The sequence below is a fragment of the Phenylobacterium sp. genome, assembly GCF_044236515.1.
Lineage (GTDB): Bacteria > Pseudomonadota > Alphaproteobacteria > Caulobacterales > Caulobacteraceae > Phenylobacterium.
On record NZ_JBIIGK010000065.1, the window covers coordinates 1 to 15771 of the forward strand.

The 15771-nt window shown below is 70.5% G+C and carries 16 protein-coding genes; 6 read left to right on the forward strand and 10 right to left on the reverse strand.

Features of this window, described 5'->3' with window-relative positions; genetic code table 11:
• On the reverse strand, positions 1-523 hold a 523-nt coding region (locus ACILRF_RS08630; protein ID WP_395671900.1), incomplete at its 3' end, for a peptidylprolyl isomerase.
• A 106-nt stretch (positions 524-629) separates the two neighbouring features.
• Here ACILRF_RS08630 and ACILRF_RS08635 point away from each other — a divergent pair.
• From ACILRF_RS08635 to ACILRF_RS08650, 4 genes are all read left to right on the forward strand, one after another.
• The gene (locus tag ACILRF_RS08635; RefSeq protein WP_395671902.1) at positions 630-1355 is read left to right on the forward strand and encodes an HPP family protein; all 726 of its coding nucleotides are present in this window, start codon (positions 630-632) and stop codon (positions 1353-1355) included.
• Positions 1356-1391: 36 nt separating this feature from the next.
• On the forward strand, positions 1392-2432 hold the full coding sequence (locus ACILRF_RS08640; RefSeq protein ID WP_395671904.1) for an ATP-dependent DNA ligase: 1041 nt from the start codon (positions 1392-1394) through the stop codon (positions 2430-2432).
• Between the two features lie 42 nt (positions 2433-2474).
• Positions 2475-4076, forward strand: a complete 1602-nt coding sequence (locus ACILRF_RS08645; RefSeq protein ID WP_395671906.1) for a peptide chain release factor 3 — start codon at positions 2475-2477, stop codon at positions 4074-4076.
• Between the two features lie 335 nt (positions 4077-4411).
• A complete protein-coding gene (locus tag ACILRF_RS08650) occupies positions 4412-5383 on the forward strand; it encodes a glycosyltransferase family 2 protein (RefSeq protein WP_395671908.1) in 972 nt (323 codons plus the stop codon).
• Here ACILRF_RS08650 and ACILRF_RS08655 read toward each other — a convergent pair.
• The 6 genes from ACILRF_RS08655 to ACILRF_RS08680 form a co-directional block, all read right to left on the reverse strand.
• Positions 5343-6215: a lipid kinase gene (locus tag ACILRF_RS08655; protein ID WP_395671910.1), complete on the reverse strand. Its 873-nt coding sequence runs from the start codon at positions 6213-6215 to the stop codon at positions 5343-5345. The genes ACILRF_RS08650 and ACILRF_RS08655 overlap by 41 nt on opposite strands.
• A gap of 63 nt (positions 6216-6278) precedes the next feature.
• Positions 6279-7391, reverse strand: coding sequence for an NADH:flavin oxidoreductase/NADH oxidase (locus tag ACILRF_RS08660; RefSeq protein ID WP_395671912.1), 1113 nt, complete (start codon positions 7389-7391; stop codon positions 6279-6281).
• A gap of 83 nt (positions 7392-7474) precedes the next feature.
• A complete protein-coding gene (locus ACILRF_RS08665; protein ID WP_395671914.1) occupies positions 7475-8023 on the reverse strand; it encodes a DUF4142 domain-containing protein in 549 nt (182 codons plus the stop codon).
• 10 nt (positions 8024-8033) lie between these two features.
• Entirely contained in the window at positions 8034-9335 is a 1302-nt protein-coding gene (locus ACILRF_RS08670; protein WP_395671916.1) for a hypothetical protein, read from the reverse strand.
• A gap of 130 nt (positions 9336-9465) precedes the next feature.
• On the reverse strand, positions 9466-9942 hold the full coding sequence (locus tag ACILRF_RS08675) for a GNAT family N-acetyltransferase (RefSeq protein ID WP_395671918.1): 477 nt from the start codon (positions 9940-9942) through the stop codon (positions 9466-9468).
• Positions 9943-9964: 22 nt separating this feature from the next.
• A complete protein-coding gene (locus tag ACILRF_RS08680; RefSeq protein ID WP_395671920.1) occupies positions 9965-10141 on the reverse strand; it encodes a hypothetical protein in 177 nt (58 codons plus the stop codon).
• A 276-nt stretch (positions 10142-10417) separates the two neighbouring features.
• Here ACILRF_RS08680 and ACILRF_RS08685 point away from each other — a divergent pair, with 276 nt between their 5' ends.
• Both ACILRF_RS08685 and ACILRF_RS08690 read left to right on the forward strand, forming a co-directional pair.
• On the forward strand, positions 10418-11794 hold the full coding sequence (locus tag ACILRF_RS08685) for a hypothetical protein (protein ID WP_395671922.1): 1377 nt from the start codon (positions 10418-10420) through the stop codon (positions 11792-11794).
• 55 nt (positions 11795-11849) lie between these two features.
• Positions 11850-12896 carry an energy transducer TonB gene (locus ACILRF_RS08690; protein WP_395671924.1) on the forward strand — a complete coding sequence of 349 codons (1047 nt, stop codon included), beginning with the start codon at positions 11850-11852 and terminating at the stop codon, positions 12894-12896.
• On the opposite strand, the gene ACILRF_RS08695 is transcribed toward ACILRF_RS08690, so the two are convergent.
• Genes ACILRF_RS08695 through ACILRF_RS08705 form a run of 3 tightly spaced genes read right to left on the reverse strand, consistent with a single transcriptional unit; the run spans position 12893 to position 15382 of the window.
• Entirely contained in the window at positions 12893-13648 is a 756-nt protein-coding gene (locus ACILRF_RS08695; protein WP_395671926.1) for an ABC transporter permease, read from the reverse strand. The two genes, ACILRF_RS08690 and ACILRF_RS08695, sit on opposite strands and share 4 nt — an antisense overlap.
• Positions 13645-14379 (reverse strand): ABC transporter ATP-binding protein, encoded by a 735-nt coding sequence (locus tag ACILRF_RS08700; protein ID WP_395671928.1) that lies wholly within the window; start codon positions 14377-14379, stop codon positions 13645-13647. The genes ACILRF_RS08695 and ACILRF_RS08700 overlap by 4 nt, the downstream gene beginning before the upstream one ends.
• 10 nt (positions 14380-14389) lie before the next feature.
• Positions 14390-15382 carry an ABC transporter substrate-binding protein gene (locus ACILRF_RS08705; protein ID WP_395671930.1) on the reverse strand — a complete coding sequence of 331 codons (993 nt, stop codon included), beginning with the start codon at positions 15380-15382 and terminating at the stop codon, positions 14390-14392.
• Between the last annotated feature and the right edge of the window lie 389 nt (positions 15383-15771).

Below are 15771 nucleotides of genomic sequence, written 5' to 3' on the forward strand. Positions count from 1 at the left end.
TGGTCTCGCCGTTGGTCGGCAGGGACAGGATCTTCTCGACCACGCTCATGCCTTCGACCACCCGGCCGAACGCCGCATAGCCGAGGTTGTCGCCCTTCTCCTTGGGGTTGGCGTCCAGGTACGGCTGATCGCCGACGCAGATGAAGAAGTTGTTGGTCGCCGTCCCCGGCGCGAACCGGCCGAGCGAGAGCGTGCCGTTCAGGTGCTTCAGCCCCGTCTTCGTCGTGCTCTCGTGGCGGATCGGCGGGAAGGGGCGCACCTTGGTCGGCGGCGCGCCGACGATGGTGCCGTCCTTGACCATCCCCGGCGTCCGCGCCGCGCGGAAGAAGTTGCCGCCGTCATAGGCCTTGGCGTCGACGTAGCGCAGGAAGTTGGCGCAGGTCAGCGGCGCCTTGCCCGGCTCCAGCTCGACGACGATGGTCCCGCGCGCGGTCCGCATCGTCACCCGCGGCTTGCCTTGAGCCCGCACGACGCCCGGCGCCGCCAGGACAAGGCCGCCCGCCACGAAAACCCGACGATCCATCATGCGCTCCGCCTACAAACCGGTCGCGACCCTAGCAGAAGGCCTCGAAGCGGCGCGAGGCCTTCTGAATTGAGTTCGGGCGCCCGATCGGCCATCACCCGCCGCCATGCTGCGCCGCCTGCCGCTCCTGATCCGCGGACCCTCGCCCGCTTCCGCGCCCGACGCCCTGCGCGCCTCGGCCGGCGCCGCCGTCGGCGTCGCGGCCTGCGGCCTGATCGCTCATGCGCTGCTGGACGGAAAGCTCGACGGTTTGCCGCTGCTGGTCGCGCCGATCGGCGCCTCGGCGGTGCTGGCCTTCGCCCTGCCGGCCAGCCCGGTGGCCCAGCCGCGCGCCGTGGTGCTGGGCAACCTGATCGGCGCCACGGTGGGCGTCGCCTGCGCCGCGCTGATCGGCCATCCGACCCTCGCCGCCGCCGTCGCGGTCGGCGCCGCGATCCTGGTCATGATGCTGCTGGGCTGCCTACACCCGCCCGGCGGCGCCGTGGCGCTCGGCGCGGTGATCGCCGGAGCCGGCCTCGAGGCCCTGCCGCCCGTCGCCGTCTGCTCGCTGCTGCTCGTCGGCGCGGCCATGGTCCACGGCCGGCTCAGCGGCCATTCCTATCCACACCGCGCGCCCGTCGCCGCACCCCCGCCGCTGCTTTGGCCCGGCTACGCCGCCGCCGACCTCGACCGCGCCCTTGCCGACTTTGGGGAACAACTCGACGTCAGCCGCGACGACCTCGACGCCCTGTTCCGCGAGGTCGAGCGCCACGCTCTCAACCGCCTGACGTCCGACGTCGCCATATCGCCGGACGTCAAACCTGCCCCAGCCCCGGCCCGCGAGCCGGCTTGAAGGAACGCCCTGTCGCCGGCGGCGGTTAGCCCGCCGATGCCCACGCTCGCCGACCTGCCCGTCCCGCTCGACCTTGCGACCATGGAGGCCAAGCTCGTCGACGACATCCCGCGCGCCCCGGGCTGGCGGTTCGAGCCGAAGTGGGACGGCTTCCGCTGCCTGGCCTTCCGCGCCGGCGACCAGATCGAGCTGAAGGCCAAGTCCGGCAAGCCGCTGGGCCGCTACTTCCCCGACGTCGTCGCTCTGCTGAAATCCCTGCCGGTCGACCGTTTCGTCGTCGACGGCGAACTGGTCATCGAGGCCGGCGGCGAACTGTCCTTCGATGACCTGCAGCTGCGCCTGCATCCCGCCGAGAGCCGGGTGACCAAGCTGGCCGCTCAGACGCCCGCGTCCTACGTCCTGTTCGACTGCCTGCTGGACGCCAAGGGCCGCAGCCTGGTGGGCGCGCCGTTGACCGAGCGCCGCGCCGCGCTGGAGGCTCTGTTCGCCCGCCTCGGCCCCCAGCCGCGCCTGCGCCTGTCCCCTGGCACGACCGACCCCGCCGAGGCCGCCGCCTGGCTGGCCGAAGCCGGGGCCGGCCTCGACGGCGTGGTCGCCAAGCGGCTCGACGGTCCCTATGTGCCCGGCGAGCGCGCCATGCTGAAGATCAAGCGCATGCGCACCGTCGACTGCGTGGTCGGCGGTTTCCGTTATGCCCAGGGCACGAAACAGGTCGGCTCGCTGCTGCTCGGCCTCTATGACGCCGACGGCCGGCTGAACCACGTCGGCTTCACCTCGACGATCACCAACGCGGAGCGCCCGGACCTTACGAAGCGGCTGGAGGCCCTCAGCCCCGGCGAAGGCTTCACCGGCGACGCCCCCGGCGGACCGAGCCGCTGGTCGAACGAACGCTCCACGGAATGGACGCCGCTGCGCCACGAGCTGGTGGTCGAGGTTCGCTATGACCACATGACCGGCGGCCGTTTCCGCCACGGGACCAAGCTCCTGCGCTGGCGCCCCGACAAGGCGCCCGCCCAATGCACCTGCGAACAGCTCCAGTCGGGGGCCGGGGCGGCCCTGGAGGCCCTGCGCGCCTGAGGTCGTTTGCGCAAACGGCCCCCGCACGTTACCTGCCCGCTCATGAGCACCACGCCTGCCGCCGAAGCCGCCCGCCGGCGCACCTTCGCGATCATCTCCCACCCCGACGCCGGCAAGACGACGTTGACGGAGAACCTGCTACTGGCCGGCGGCGCCATCCGGGCGGCCGGCGCCGTGCGCGCCCGCGGTGAGAACCGCCGCACCCGTTCCGACTGGATGAAGATCGAGCGCGAGCGCGGCATCTCCGTCTCGGCCTCGGTGATGACCTTCGACCACGCCGGCAAGATGTTCAATCTGCTGGACACCCCGGGCCACGAGGACTTCTCGGAGGACACCTACCGCACCCTGACCGCCGCCGACGCCGCCGTCATGGTGCTGGACGCCGCCAAGGGCATCGAGCCGCAGACCCTGAAGCTGTTCGAGGTCTGTCGTCTTCGGGATATCCCCATCGTCACCTTCATCAACAAGATGGACCGCGAGGCGCAGGACCCCTTCGCCCTGCTCGACGAGATCGGCTCCAAGCTGGCTCTGGACCCCGCCCCGCTTTACTGGCCAGCGGGCTCCGGCGGCCGTTTCAAGGGCATGCTCGACCTCGGCCGCCAGATGTTCATCCCCTTCGCCAAGAAGGGCGCCGACGGCGCGGAGGAAGGTCACCCTGACCCGGTGTCGCTGGCCGGCAATTCCCTCGCCGCCTTCCTTGACGAGGCCGAGCAGGCCGAGGTCGAGGAGGGCGCGATGCTGGTGCAGGAGGCCGCCAAGCCCTTCGACCGCCAGGCCTTCCTCGAAGGCCACATGACCCCCGTGTTCTTCGGCTCGGCCCTGCGCCATTTCGGTGTCGACCAGCTGCTGGAAGGCCTCGGCGACTACGCCCCGCCGCCGAAGGGCGTGCCGGCCCGCAAGGCCGCCGACGAGGTCGAGGTGCAGCCCGGCGACAAGGAGGTCACCGGGTTCATCTTCAAGGTCCAGGCCAACATGGACCCCAACCACCGCGACCGCATCGCCTTCCTGCGGCTGGCGTCCGGCCGCTTCAACCGCGGCATGAAGCTGAAGGTCCAGAACACCGGCAAGCAGCTCTCGGTGAACGCCCCGGTGATGTTCTTCGCGTCCGACCGCGAGCTGGCCGAAGAGGCCTTCGCCGGCGATGTCATCGGCATCCCCAACCACGGCGTTCTGCGGGTCGGCGACAGCCTGTCGGAGAGCGGGACCCTGCGGTTCGCCGGCCTGCCGAACTTCGCCCCGGAAATCCTCCAGCGCGTCCGGGTCAAGGACCCCCTGAAGGCCAAGCACCTGGCCAAGGCGCTGACCGGCCTCGCCGAAGAGGGCGTCACCCAGCTCTTCCGTCCGGACATCGGCGCCGACTTCATCGTCGGCGCGGTCGGCCAGCTGCAGTTCGAGGTCATGGCCGACCGCCTGGCCGGCGAATACGCCCTGGAGGTGATCTTCGAGCCGAGCCCCTACGCCGAGGCTCGCTGGCTGGTCGCCGAGCGCGCCGACCTCGAGGACTTCGCCAGCAAGCACAAGACCCAGATGGCGACCGACATCGACGCCCAGCCGGTGTTCCTCGCCAAGTCGGCCTGGGAGATCGGCTACGTCGGCGAGCGTTATCCCAAGGTCCGCTTCGAGCGCTCCAAGGAACGCGCCTGACGTCTCCAACAAGGCGCCCGCCAAGGGCGCTGAGCGGAACCGCGCGACGCCCAGGCTCGCTTAAGGCTGCAGCATGAGCGACAGCAAGGACGACCCCGCAACTTCGCCCCCTTCGGCGCCTCCGCCGAAGGAGCGTAGGGCTCTCGCGTGGACAGCGCTGGTCGGTGCGGCCAGCCTGGCCCTTTCGCTTGGCCTGGCGGTCCTTCGGCGCCGTTCCTAGACCGCCACGGCGGCCGCCAATTCGCCCGCCCATTAACATTTGTATCGCGACCTGATCGATCAATCCTCCGATGCTGCGGCGGCGGTTTCACGCTGCCGCCTCGAGGAGGTCTCGCATGAAGATCTTCGGGCTTTGCGTCATCAAGAACGAGCGAGACATCATAGAGCAGACGCTCAGGTGCGCTTCGACCTGGTGCGACCAGATCCTGGTCATGGACAACGGCAGCGACAACGGGAGCTGGGAACTGGTCCAGGCGCTCTCGGAAGAACTGCGGGTCATCGTCCCGTTCAAACGAGATCCGAGGCCGTTCACCGACAGCCTTCGCGATGACATCCTGCTGGCCTACAAGGCGCGAGCGCGGTCAGGGGACTGGTGGTGCATCCTCGATGCAGACGAGTTCTACATCGATGATCCGAAGGCCTTCCTGCGCGGCGTGCCGCCTAGCGACCGCGCGGTATGGCATCAGATCTACAGTTACCTTTTCACCGACCTGGATCTCGAACGCTATCGAGAGGATCGGGAAGCCTTCGACGCGACGAGTCCTATCGAGAGGAGAATCCGCTACTACGCCGTCGGCGAGTACAGCGAGCTCCGCTTCTTCCGGCACTCGCGCACGCTGACGTGCGTCCCTACGCGCGGATACTACCCGGTCCATCCGCGCCGCATCAGGATCAAGCACTACGCTTATCGCTCGCCCGCACAGATCGAGATGCGTCTCGCTGTCCGAAAGCCGGCGATGCTGCGCGGCGAATTCGTGCACGAGAAGCGGTCCAACTGGACTCCAGGCGGAGTGGGTTTGCCGGGACCGGCCTTGGCGGCTGACCTGCCCCAGGGCTGGGAGGAGCGCGTCGTCCCTCATTCGGACTGCCACTATGACCGGCTCGACGGCCTCTACGCCGAAGCGCCGGATTGGACGCCGCCGCGCCGGCCCGGCCTGCCGGCTCGAGTGAAACGGCGCGCCTCTCGGGTCCGCCGGCGGGTCCTCGCCGCGCACGCGTTGGTCCTTGACCGGCTCGGCAGCGCGGTCCGTGCGTCACGTGACCCCTTCAAGGCACGAAGACCTCCACCGCCTCCGGCTGCACCGTGAAATGGGCCGGGGTCTCGGTCAGCAGGTCGCCGTCGGTGTTCACCGGCATCGGCGCTTCCGTACGCAGCCAGAAGTCCGTGCATTTGGCGGTCAGCACCTCTTTCCACGCGCCGTGACGGCCGCCTCGGAACTGCGCGAACAGCAGCGCCAGCTTCCACACCGCGCCGGGCGACAGGCTGTAGAGGTCGAGACGCCCGTCATCGATCTGCGCGTCGGCGGCGATCACCTGGCCGGCGCCGTAATAGCGGCCGTTGCCGACCGCGATCTGCAGCGCCCGCACCGGCGTCTTGCCGCCGTTGCTCTCGATCATCGCGCGGAACGGCTTGGCGCAGGACAGCACCTCCAGCGCCTTGGCCGCATAGGCCAGCCGACCCCAGCGCTGCTTCTCCGCCCCGCTCAGCCGCCGCGCCAGTTCGGCGCTCAGCCCGACGCTGGCGACGTTGAAGAACGCCTTGTCGTTCACCAGCCCAAGGTCGATCCGCTTGGTGCGCCCACGGGCGATCACCTCGGCGGCCTCGCCGAGATCCAGCGGCAGCGACAGGGTCCGCGCCAGGTCGTTGGCCGTGCCCAGCGGCAGGATACCCATCGGCAGTCCGGTCTCCCGCACCCCCAGAGCCGCCGAGGCCACGGTGCCATCGCCGCCGCACACGATCACGAGGTCCGCGTTCGGTCCGCAGCGGACGATGTCGGCGCTGACCTCCTCGGCGGAGGCGAACTGCTCCACCGTGACATCGAGGCCGAGCTCGGTCAGGCGCGGCACGACCTCCATCGCCTGCTCGCCGCGGCGCGCGTTCGGATTGACCAGCATCAGGGCGCGGCGACGTTCAGGCATCCGGCGAGCCTAACGCACAGCCCGGCCGCGCCGACCTTGAGCGATGGAAAAAATCCTTCGCCCTTAGTCCTCGCCGCGCAGGTCGAACAGCCGCGGATGCCGCCGCGGCTGGGAACGCAGGTATTGGTCCGGCGCCTTCACCGCCGCGTCGAAATGGGCCGCCGCGTGCCACGGCCAGCGCGGATCGTAGAGCATCGCCCGCGCCAGTCCGACGAGGTCGGCGTCGCCGGTGGCGACGATGGCCTCGGCCTGTTCGAACTCGGTGATCAGCCCGACGGCGACCACCGGCATGCGGACCGCCGACTTCACCGCCCGCGCCAGCGGCACCTGGTAGTTCGGCCCGACGGGGATCTTCACGCCCGGGACCAGGCCGCCGCTCGAGACGTGGATCGCCGCGCAGCCCCGCGCCTCGAGCGCCTGGGCGAACGCCGCGGTCTGCTCGACGTCCCATCCGCCCTCGGCCCAGTCGGTGCCTGACACCCGCATCGTCACCGGCCGGTCGGACGGGAAGGCCGCCCGCACCGCGTCGAACACTTCGAGCGGAAAGCGCATCCGGTTTTCCAGCGAGCCGCCGTACTCGTCGTCGCGCCGGTTCGACAGCGGCGACAGGAACTCGTGCAGCAGATAGCCGTGAGCGCCGTGCACCTGCACGGCGTCCAGTCCGAGCCGGCCGGCGCGCCGGGCGGCCTCGGCGAACGCCGCCTTCAACCGCTCCAGCCCGGCCCGGTCCAGCGCCATCGGCGCGGCGTCGCCGGTCTGGAAGGCAAGCGGCGAGGGGGCCTCCGTCGTCCAGCCGTGCGGATCCTCCGCGGGGATCTGCCGGCCGCCCTTCCACGGCGCCTCTGTCGAGGCCTTGCGGCCGGCGTGCGCCAGCTGGATGGCGACGGGCATGTCCGACCACTTGCGCACGCTTTCCAGCACCCGCCCCATCGCCGCCTCGCAGGCGTCCGACCACAGTCCGACGTCGGCATGGGTGATGCGGCCCTTCGGCGTCACGGCCGTCGCCTCGATGGTCAGCAGCCCGGCCCCGGACAGCGCCAGGTGACCGAGGTGGATCAGGTGCCAGTCGGTCATGCATCCGTCCTGCGCCGAGTACTGGCACATCGGCGCGATGACGATCCGATTGGCCAGGCGCAGGCCGCCGACTTCGAACGGCGTGAACAGTTGGGCGGACATCGGGACTCCGTGAGAACGGCTGCGCGTTTGCTACCCACCGGCTGGCGGGCGCCGCAACAGTTCCGTCTCGGCGCCGCTCCTGATCAAGCCCGAATAGCCCCCAACATCTTCAGGTGGCGTTCGACCATGGGAATTCCGCCGCGGGCGTAGGATTGCAGCTGCGGGTTGTCGCCATGTTCCGCGTAACCGTTCAGCAGGGCGAGTGTCTCCTGGTGGGCCATCTTCTGCTGGTCGAGGTAGCGACCGTCGAAGGCGTCGTCAGGCGCGTCGCGCAGGTTGTCGATCATGCCCCGGCGCCGCTCGTCGAGCGTCTCCGGAGCCGTCGGCGGACCGCTGTCCGTCCGGACCTCCGTGCTGCGCAGCGCCGACTGAAGCTGGTGGGCCGAGGTCGTATGGTGGTCGACCATCATTCGCGCGAACGTCCGCACCTCCGGCGAGCTGGAGCGCTCGAGGGCGAGCGATCCGGCTCCGATCTCGTAGAGGTCGCCCACCGTCGCGCTGGCCACGAAGGCCGGGGCGGCATGGGCGCCGGCGGTGGACGCGGAAGCCATGCCGACCATACCGCCGACCACGTCTTGCATCTTGTCGACGACGCCCTTCAGCCCACCGTGTTCGTCTTGGTTCTGAGTCATCTCCGTCTTCCTACTCGGCGGCCATGGACGAGCGGCCAGCTTCCAGCGAACCCACCCGCTCGCGGACGATGCGGGCATAGGCGATCTCTTCGCCGTCCTTGTCCTCACGCAGCCCCGGTACGGGGTTCGGCCCTTCGGTTTCGAAGCGATACTCCGATCCGAACTCCTCGCGGTGACGGCGGATGACCTCCTCGGTGGGAGAGCCTCCGGCGTTCACGGCCGCTTGGTAGTCGAAGTAGCGGTGCTGGGACGGCAGGTTGGCCACCGGCATGACCTCGCTGTCGTAGGAGCCAAGCTCGATCTGGTCGGCTAGGACCTGCCGGACGTAGGCCTTGTTCTCTTCGAAGGTCATGGGCGCCTCGAACGGTGCGATCAACTCCGCGGGGTCGCGCCCCTCGATCTCCTCCACCGCCCGCGCGGCGATACGCAGGTGTTCCAGTTCCATGGCCAGGTGCAGTTCCCAGACCTGCCGGATGCGCGGATCGACCTCGGTTTCCAGGCACGACCAGTAGAGCCAGCACTCGTGGTTCTCGTGGAACAGCCAGTTCGTCGCCCAGCCCATCTCCGGGTCCAGCAGCGACTCGTAGTGAGTGACGTGCTGCTCCTCGATCTCGGCGATCTCGAGGTACAGCGCGCGCGCCAGCGGGTCCTCCGGCCGGTTCCCGAAGTTCATGTAGTAGTTCATGGTCTGCTGCTCGGCGGACACAAGGGTCATGGCGTTGAGCACCGATTGCCGGTGCGCGGCGACCTTGGTCATCGGGCGGCGCAGGTCGTCGCGCGGATCGCGGTGCTCGAAGATCGTCGGCCGACCCGGCGTGATCTCGGTGTAATCGCCGGTGATCTCCTCCACCCGCCGGCCGTTGCCCATCAGATCCATGAGGTTGGCGTACCGGTAGAGGTGGTCGAAGTCCTCCAGCAGGCCGAACTCGTAGCACTGCTTCAGGTACGGATCGGGCTCGTGCCGGGCCAGCCAGGCAGTCAGGTCCACGGCGACCTGCTCGTAGCCGATGGTCACCTCGATGGCGTTCTCGTTCTTCTCCGCCGGAATAAGCCAGTTCACCGCCTTCTGCTGCTGCTGCTCGATCCGGCGGACCATCGCCAGCCGTTGCTTGAGCTCGACGTCAGGGGTGTTGCGGTTGAAGTTGTGGGAGAAGCTGATCGCCTCCGCCTCGATCCCGTTCATCAGGATGACGCGGCAGCGGGTGTAGGGGTGCACCTCCCGGGTGTCGTAGGGCTGGACATTCAGTTCGGACCAGCTCCGCAGCTGCTTGTCGAGCGGCAGGCCGCGCTCTGCCAGCGGGTTGAACGGCATGGAGACCTCGCGATGAAGGGGACGTGTCCTGCCCTATCGCGGACGGCGTAAATCAGTTTCGGCTTGAGCAGAGAAAAAGCTGAGAAAAAACAAATATTAATAACAAATGCTGGGCGAACTCTCCGCTGCCTTACTCGACCTCTCGCGTCATCTCGATGAGGGTGCGGCGGAAGCCGAAGGCCGTGAACAGCCGCTGGGCTCCCTCATTCTGCTGCGCGGCGGAAAGCACGACCTGCGGCGCGCCGGCCGCCTCCAGCCGCGCCAGCATCTCGGCGAGCAGCCGTCGCCCCACCCCGCCGCCGCGCCGTCCGGGATCGACCACCAGGTCGTAGATCACCCCGGCCGGCCCGCGCAGGGTCATCCAGTCGGCCCCTTCCAGGGCGGCATAGGCATAGCCCGCCACGCCGTCGGCATCCGCCGCGACGAGAACGATGGCCTCGTCCCGCGCCATCTCGCCGGCCAGGAACGCGCCATAGCCCCGCGGCGTCTCGGGACCGGCGGCGATGAAACGGGAGGCGTCGAACCCATGGTGGGTGGCCACCAGCTCCGTCCCCAGCCGTCCGAGCGCGGGCACGTCGTCGGCGGTCGCCGGCCGGATCGCGATCATCGACGCCCGACGGCTCGCGGCGTCAGACGCCGCTGCCGCCCTCGTCCGGCTCGTCCGGGTCGGCGCGGTCGTTGTCGTCCGCGCTCTCGGCGTACGGGTTGCCGCCGTCCTGCCGCTGGACCGCCGGGTCGGTCATCGAGCCCTGTGGCACGTCCTTCGTCTCGGGCTGTGGGGCGTCGGGCAACGGGTTCTGGGTCATGGGCGGGCTCCTGGATTCACCCGCCGAACACCTCGCGCCCCATCGCCGTTCCCGCCGCTGTCCTCGCTCCAGGAGCCCGCCTCGGCGGCGTGGCGCCTAGACGCAAAGGGGAACGCATCAACAACCCGCGCCTTTACTTGTGGATGGTAGGCATTCGTTAACCATACGCAAGATGTTAATCACTTGTTAAACCCTTCGGCTCCGGCTTTGCTCTGTGCCTTCGAAGGCCGCCCTTTCCGTCTCATCGCGGGACGGTCGGCGGGCTGGAGGGACGCGATGTTCGAGCTCGGTCGGGAGCTGAAGCGGTTGCTGGGCGACGGCGTCGGCCGTGCGGCGCGCGACGGCGTCAGCGGCGGCGATCCGGCCCTGATGGAGCTCCTCGCCCTCAAGATCCTCCGCGACGAAGGCCGCGCGGCCGAGGTCGCCGCCGGGCGCATCGGCGCGAAGGACCCGCCCCAGGCCCGCCTGCAGGCCGCGATGATCTGGCGCGAGGTCGCCCGTCGGGCCGGCGACGCCGCCGCCCTGCGCAAGGCCGCAGCCGCCGCCGAGATGGCGGTCGACGCCCTCGACGCCCGCCGCCGTCCCGACCTCTGGGCCCGCGCCCGGGTCGAGCAGGGCTTCTGCGCCCTGACCGGCGCCGAGCTGTTCGGCGACGTCGGTCTTGACGCCGCCGCCGAGGTCGCCTTCCGCGAGGCCCGCGCCGTTGTCCGCGGCGGCCTCGCCGCCTCGCTCGCCGACCTCGGGATCGCCGTCGTCGACGGCCGCCGCCTGGTCGCCCACGGCGACGCCGCCGACGCCCACCTGGTCGCCGGCCGCTTCGCGGGCCCGATCGCGGCCCTCGACGCCCTGACCCGCCGCGTGGTCGCCGCCCGCACCCTGGCCGCCAAGGCCCGCCTGATCCGCGCCGACCTGATGTGCGGCTGGGGCGCCCGCCTGGGCGATGAGGTCGTCTTGCGCTTGGCCGTGGACGACGCCTCCGCCGCCGCCCGCCGCCTCGATCCCGCCTACGAGCCGCTGACCTGGGCCCGCGCTGAAATCCTGCGCGGCCAGGCCCTGACCCTGTGGGGCGAGGCGCTCGGCGACGTCGAGGCGATCTCGGCCGCGGCCACCGCCCTGTCCAGCGCCCTCGACGAACTCGCCCTCGACCACAGCCCGCTCGACTGGGCCCGCGCCCAGCTCGGCCTCGCCCGCAGCCTTCAGAGCCTCGGCGAGGCCGCCGAGGACCCGCGCGCCTTCGAGCAGGCGGTCACCGCCTACGACCGCGCCGGCCTGGTGCTGCGGGAAGCCTCCGGCCTGCCGCTGCGCGGCGCGGCGGCGGCGGCCCGCGCCGCCTGCCTCGCCCGGTCGGCCGAACTGACCGGCGACCTCGCCGTCCTCGACGCCGCCGAAGCGGCCCTCAAGATCGAGCTCGCCGCCGCCCGGCCAGGCCGCGACCCGATCGGCTGGGCGCTGGCTCAACTCAACCTCGCCCGCATCTATGAGGCGCGGATCGACATCACCGGCAAGGACGGCGGCCGCCGGGCCCGCGCCGCCCTGGCCCTCGACACCGCTGTCGAGGTCTTCGCCGAGCACGGCCTGCGCACTCTCGTCGTCGAGGCCCAGGCCGCCCTGGCCCGGCTCAGCGCGCCTGCTGAACGCCGCACGGCGATCTGACCTTTCCGCCCATCCCCGTTGCGTGCAAGCTGGCGCGCAACCTGCGGGAGTGTGGATGCGTACTGTCCTTGTCGGTCTGTTCATCGCCGGAGCCGTGACGCCGGGCGGCGCTCGCGCTCAGGACAGGAACGTCGAGTGGCTGCGGCGGCCCACGCCGGACATGCTGACCGCGGTTTGGCCGAGCGAGGCGTGGCGCAGGGGCCTGACCGGCCGGGCGATCATTGCGTGCAAGGTGTCGATCCAAGGTGCGCTGTTCGACTGCAAGGTCGACAAGGAAGAGCCGGCCGGCTCCGGCTTCGGCGCTGCGGGCATCGCCCTCACGCCCCAACTTCTGATGAAGCCCGCGCTCCGTGACGGTAGGCCGGTCGAAGGCGACGTGAGGATCCCGATCAACTTCAGCGCCCCTCCAGGGCAGATGATCGGCGGCTCCACGGTCGGCATGCGCGATCTCTATTCCGCGGCCCAGGCCTGGCCGCTCGCGCCGACCTATCAAGATGTCATCGCGGCCTATCCGGCAAAGGCCAAGGCGGCGGGCGTGGGCGGTCTCGTCAGTCTCAACTGCGAAGTCAAGGTCGATCGCCTCAGCGCATGTCGGGTCATGCGAGAGGAGCCGAAGGGACACGGCTTCCTCGCCGCCGCCCGCGAGCTGACGAAAAAGTTCGTGGCGGAGCCGTTTACCGGTGGGCGCGCGGCGGTCAACATCACCTTCGCGTTCACGCCCCAGATGCTGACCTCGGATCAGCGTGTAACGGGCAAGCCGACCTGGGCGAAATTGCCGACCACCGAGGCGTTTCAGGCCGCCTTCCCGAGGAATTCCGCCGCCGGGACGATCCGGGTGGCGATGAGCTGCCGCATCGAGCAGGCCGGCCTGCTGTCCGGCTGCAACGTCGCCAACGAAGATCCTCCGGCGCGCGGCTATGGCGCGGCCGCGCTCAAGCTGGCCGGTGACTTCCGCGTCGCGACTTGGAGCGTCGAAGGGTTCCCGATCGTCGGGAGCACGGTCCGGGTGCCGATCCGCTTCGAGATCGGCGGACAGGATCCGGCCGCCGCACCCCCCGCCGCCGCACCCCCCGCCGCCGCGCCCCCCGCCGCCGCGCCCTAGCGCCCGCGCCACCACCTGAGGCCGGCCCGTTCGGCGGCTTCCAGCGCCGCGTGCAGCAGGGCGCCGAGGAGGCCGAGCACCGCCAGGGCCGCGAACATGCGTGCCGTCTGCAGCCGGTTGCCGGCCTCCAGGATTCGCCAGGCCAGGCCCTGGGCCGCACCCGACCCGGCGACGAACTCGGCCACCACGGCGCCGATCACCGCCTGGCCGGCGGCGACCTTGTGCCCCTCGAGCAGGAACGGCGCGGCCGACGGCAGCCGCAGGCGCATCAGGCGCTGGAGGCGGCTTGCGCCGTAGAGGTCGAACAAGCGCTCCAGGTCCGGATCGGCGGACTTCAGGCCGGTCAGCGCCCCGGAGAAGATCGGGAAGAAGGCCACGACCGCGGCTAGCGCGACGATCGCCCGCGTCGGGTGCTCGACCCCCGCCCAGATCAGCACCAGCGGCGCGATGGCGACGATCGGCGTCACCTGCAGCACGACGGCGAGCGGGCGCACCGCGCGCTCTCCGGTGGGCGACAGGCTGATGGCCAGCGCCAGGCCGACCGCCAGCATGCTGGCCGTCGCCAGGGCCAGCAAGGCCATCGACAGCGTCGCCAGCGCCGAGGCCAGGAGGGCCGGCACGTCGGCGACGGCGGCCGCGGCGATGGCGCTCGGCGGCGGCAGGAAATAGGCGGGTACGCCGAGCAGCCGGCAGGCCGCCTCCCAGGCCGCCAGCAGCAGGGCGACGAGGGCCAGCGGCGCGAGGATCCTCATGCCGCCATCCCCTCGGCCAGCAGGCCTGATACCTGTTCCACCGTTTCGCGGAATCCCGCCGAGGTGCGGAAGCCCGGCGGCCGGGGCAGAGGGCCGGTAACGCGCGCCGCTCCGGCGATGCGCCCGGGCCCCCGGGTCATGACCACCACCCGGTGGGCCAGGTAGACCGCTTCCTCGACGTTGTGGGTCACGAAGACGATGGCCGGCTTCGAGGCCGCCCATAGAGTCAGCAGGTGGTCGGCCAGGCTGCGGCGAACGATCTCGTCCAGCGCCGCGAACGGCTCGTCGAGCAGCAGCAGCTTGGGCGCGGTGACCAGCGCTCGGGCCAGCGACGCGCGCATCGCCATGCCGCCCGACAGCTGCGCCGGCCGGGCGTCGGCGGCGTCGGCCAGTCCGACCCGCGCCAGGGCCTCGCCGGCCCGCCGCCGCGCCTCGCCCGGCGCGACGCCGGCCAGCTCCAGCGGCAGGGCGACGTTGCCGCGCGCGCTCATCCAAGGCGCCAGGGTCGGCGCCTGGAACACCACCGAGGTCTCGCCGCGCCCAGATGCCCGGCGCACCTCGCCGCGGCTTGGGGCCTCTAGCCCGGCCAGCAGACGCAGCGCCGTCGATTTCCCGCAGCCCGAGGGCCCGACCAGGGCGATGATCTCGCCGGGTTCGACGTCCAGGCTGAACGGTCCCAGCGCCCGGCCGCGACCGGGATAGTCGACCTCAACGGCCTCGAGCCCCGTCACGCCGCCGTCCTCACTTGCCGACGAAGGCCAGGGTGTAGGCCCGCCGGTAGTCGAGGTCCTTCGGATAGACTCCCTGCGCGCTCGCCACCGCGAAGAACTCCGCCCACCGGGCGTCGGTCATCGCCCCCGGCGCCGCGCCCGCGTCGCCGGCGACGATCCGGCGGGCCTTCATCTGCGCCCTGGCCTGCGCCAGCACCGCCGGCGTCATCTCGGGATTGTCCTTCAGGATCAGGGCGTCGCCGGGCGCGGGGTCGCCGTCGATATAGCTGCGCCATCCGGCGGCGCTCGCCTCGACAAAGGCCCGCACGGCCTCGGGCCTGGCGGCGATCAGCCGGTCCGGCGCGAGCACCATGGCCGCGTAGCCGGGATAGCCCTCGTCGGCGAGCAGGAAGACCTGCGGCTTGAACCCGGCCTGCGTCTCGATGGTGTAGGGCTCGGAGGTCAGATAGCCCTGCTGCACCACCCGCTTGTCGGCCAGGAACGGCGCGACGCTGAACCCGTACTTGCGCACCTGGTCGTCGGTGAACCCGTACTTGGCCTTCAGCCACACCCAGAAAGCGGTGATCGAGGCGTCGGACAGAAGGATCGGCCGCCCTTTCAGGTCGGCGATGCTCTTCAACGCCGGGTCGGGATGCGCGATCAGGACCTGCGGGTCCTTCTGCATGAAGGCGGCGACCGCCTTCACCGGGATCTGCTCCTGCGCCAGGTTCATGGCGATGAAGCTGTTCGAGCCCATGCCGAGCTCGACGGCGCCGGCGGCCAGCAGTTGCGGCACGTTCACGCCCGGCCCGCCCTGCACGATGCGCACGTCGAGGCCGCGCCTGGCGTACTCGCCGGTGGCCAGCGCCTGGTAGAAGCCCCCCTGTTCCGCCTGGGCCCGCCAGTCGGTGGCGAAGCGGATCTCGGTGCGAGCGTCATTGGCCGCGGTCTTCTTCGCCTCGCCGGGCGAGCAGGCGCAGGCGAGGGCGGCGAGGCCGACGGCAAGAAGGCGAAGGAGAGTCATGGCGGGTCCCCCAATCCGGGGCGAACCTAGCGCAGGGCGGCTTATGGCCAAGCCCCAAAAGCAAGAGAGCGGCGCTTCGGTTTCCCGGAGCGTCGCTCTCAAACCAGATCCGTTGGGGGATCTGTGCCGAGGACGATGCTGAAGTCTTCCGGCAGGTCGCCCCGCCTTGCCCTTCCGCGATCGGCGCCACCTTTTCGGTGCGGGTTCCGGGTCGCCCCGGTTCCATGCTCCGTCAAGGAAGCCTTCTGCTCGCCTGGTGCATTCCCGTCGCCGGTTCAGCTCCGCGCCGCAGTCCCTCTCGGCGACTTGACGGTGCGCCTGAACCGGCTATCACGCAAGCGCCCAAAGCCGCCCCAATGTGGGCGAACGCTCAAATCCATGTGAAGAAT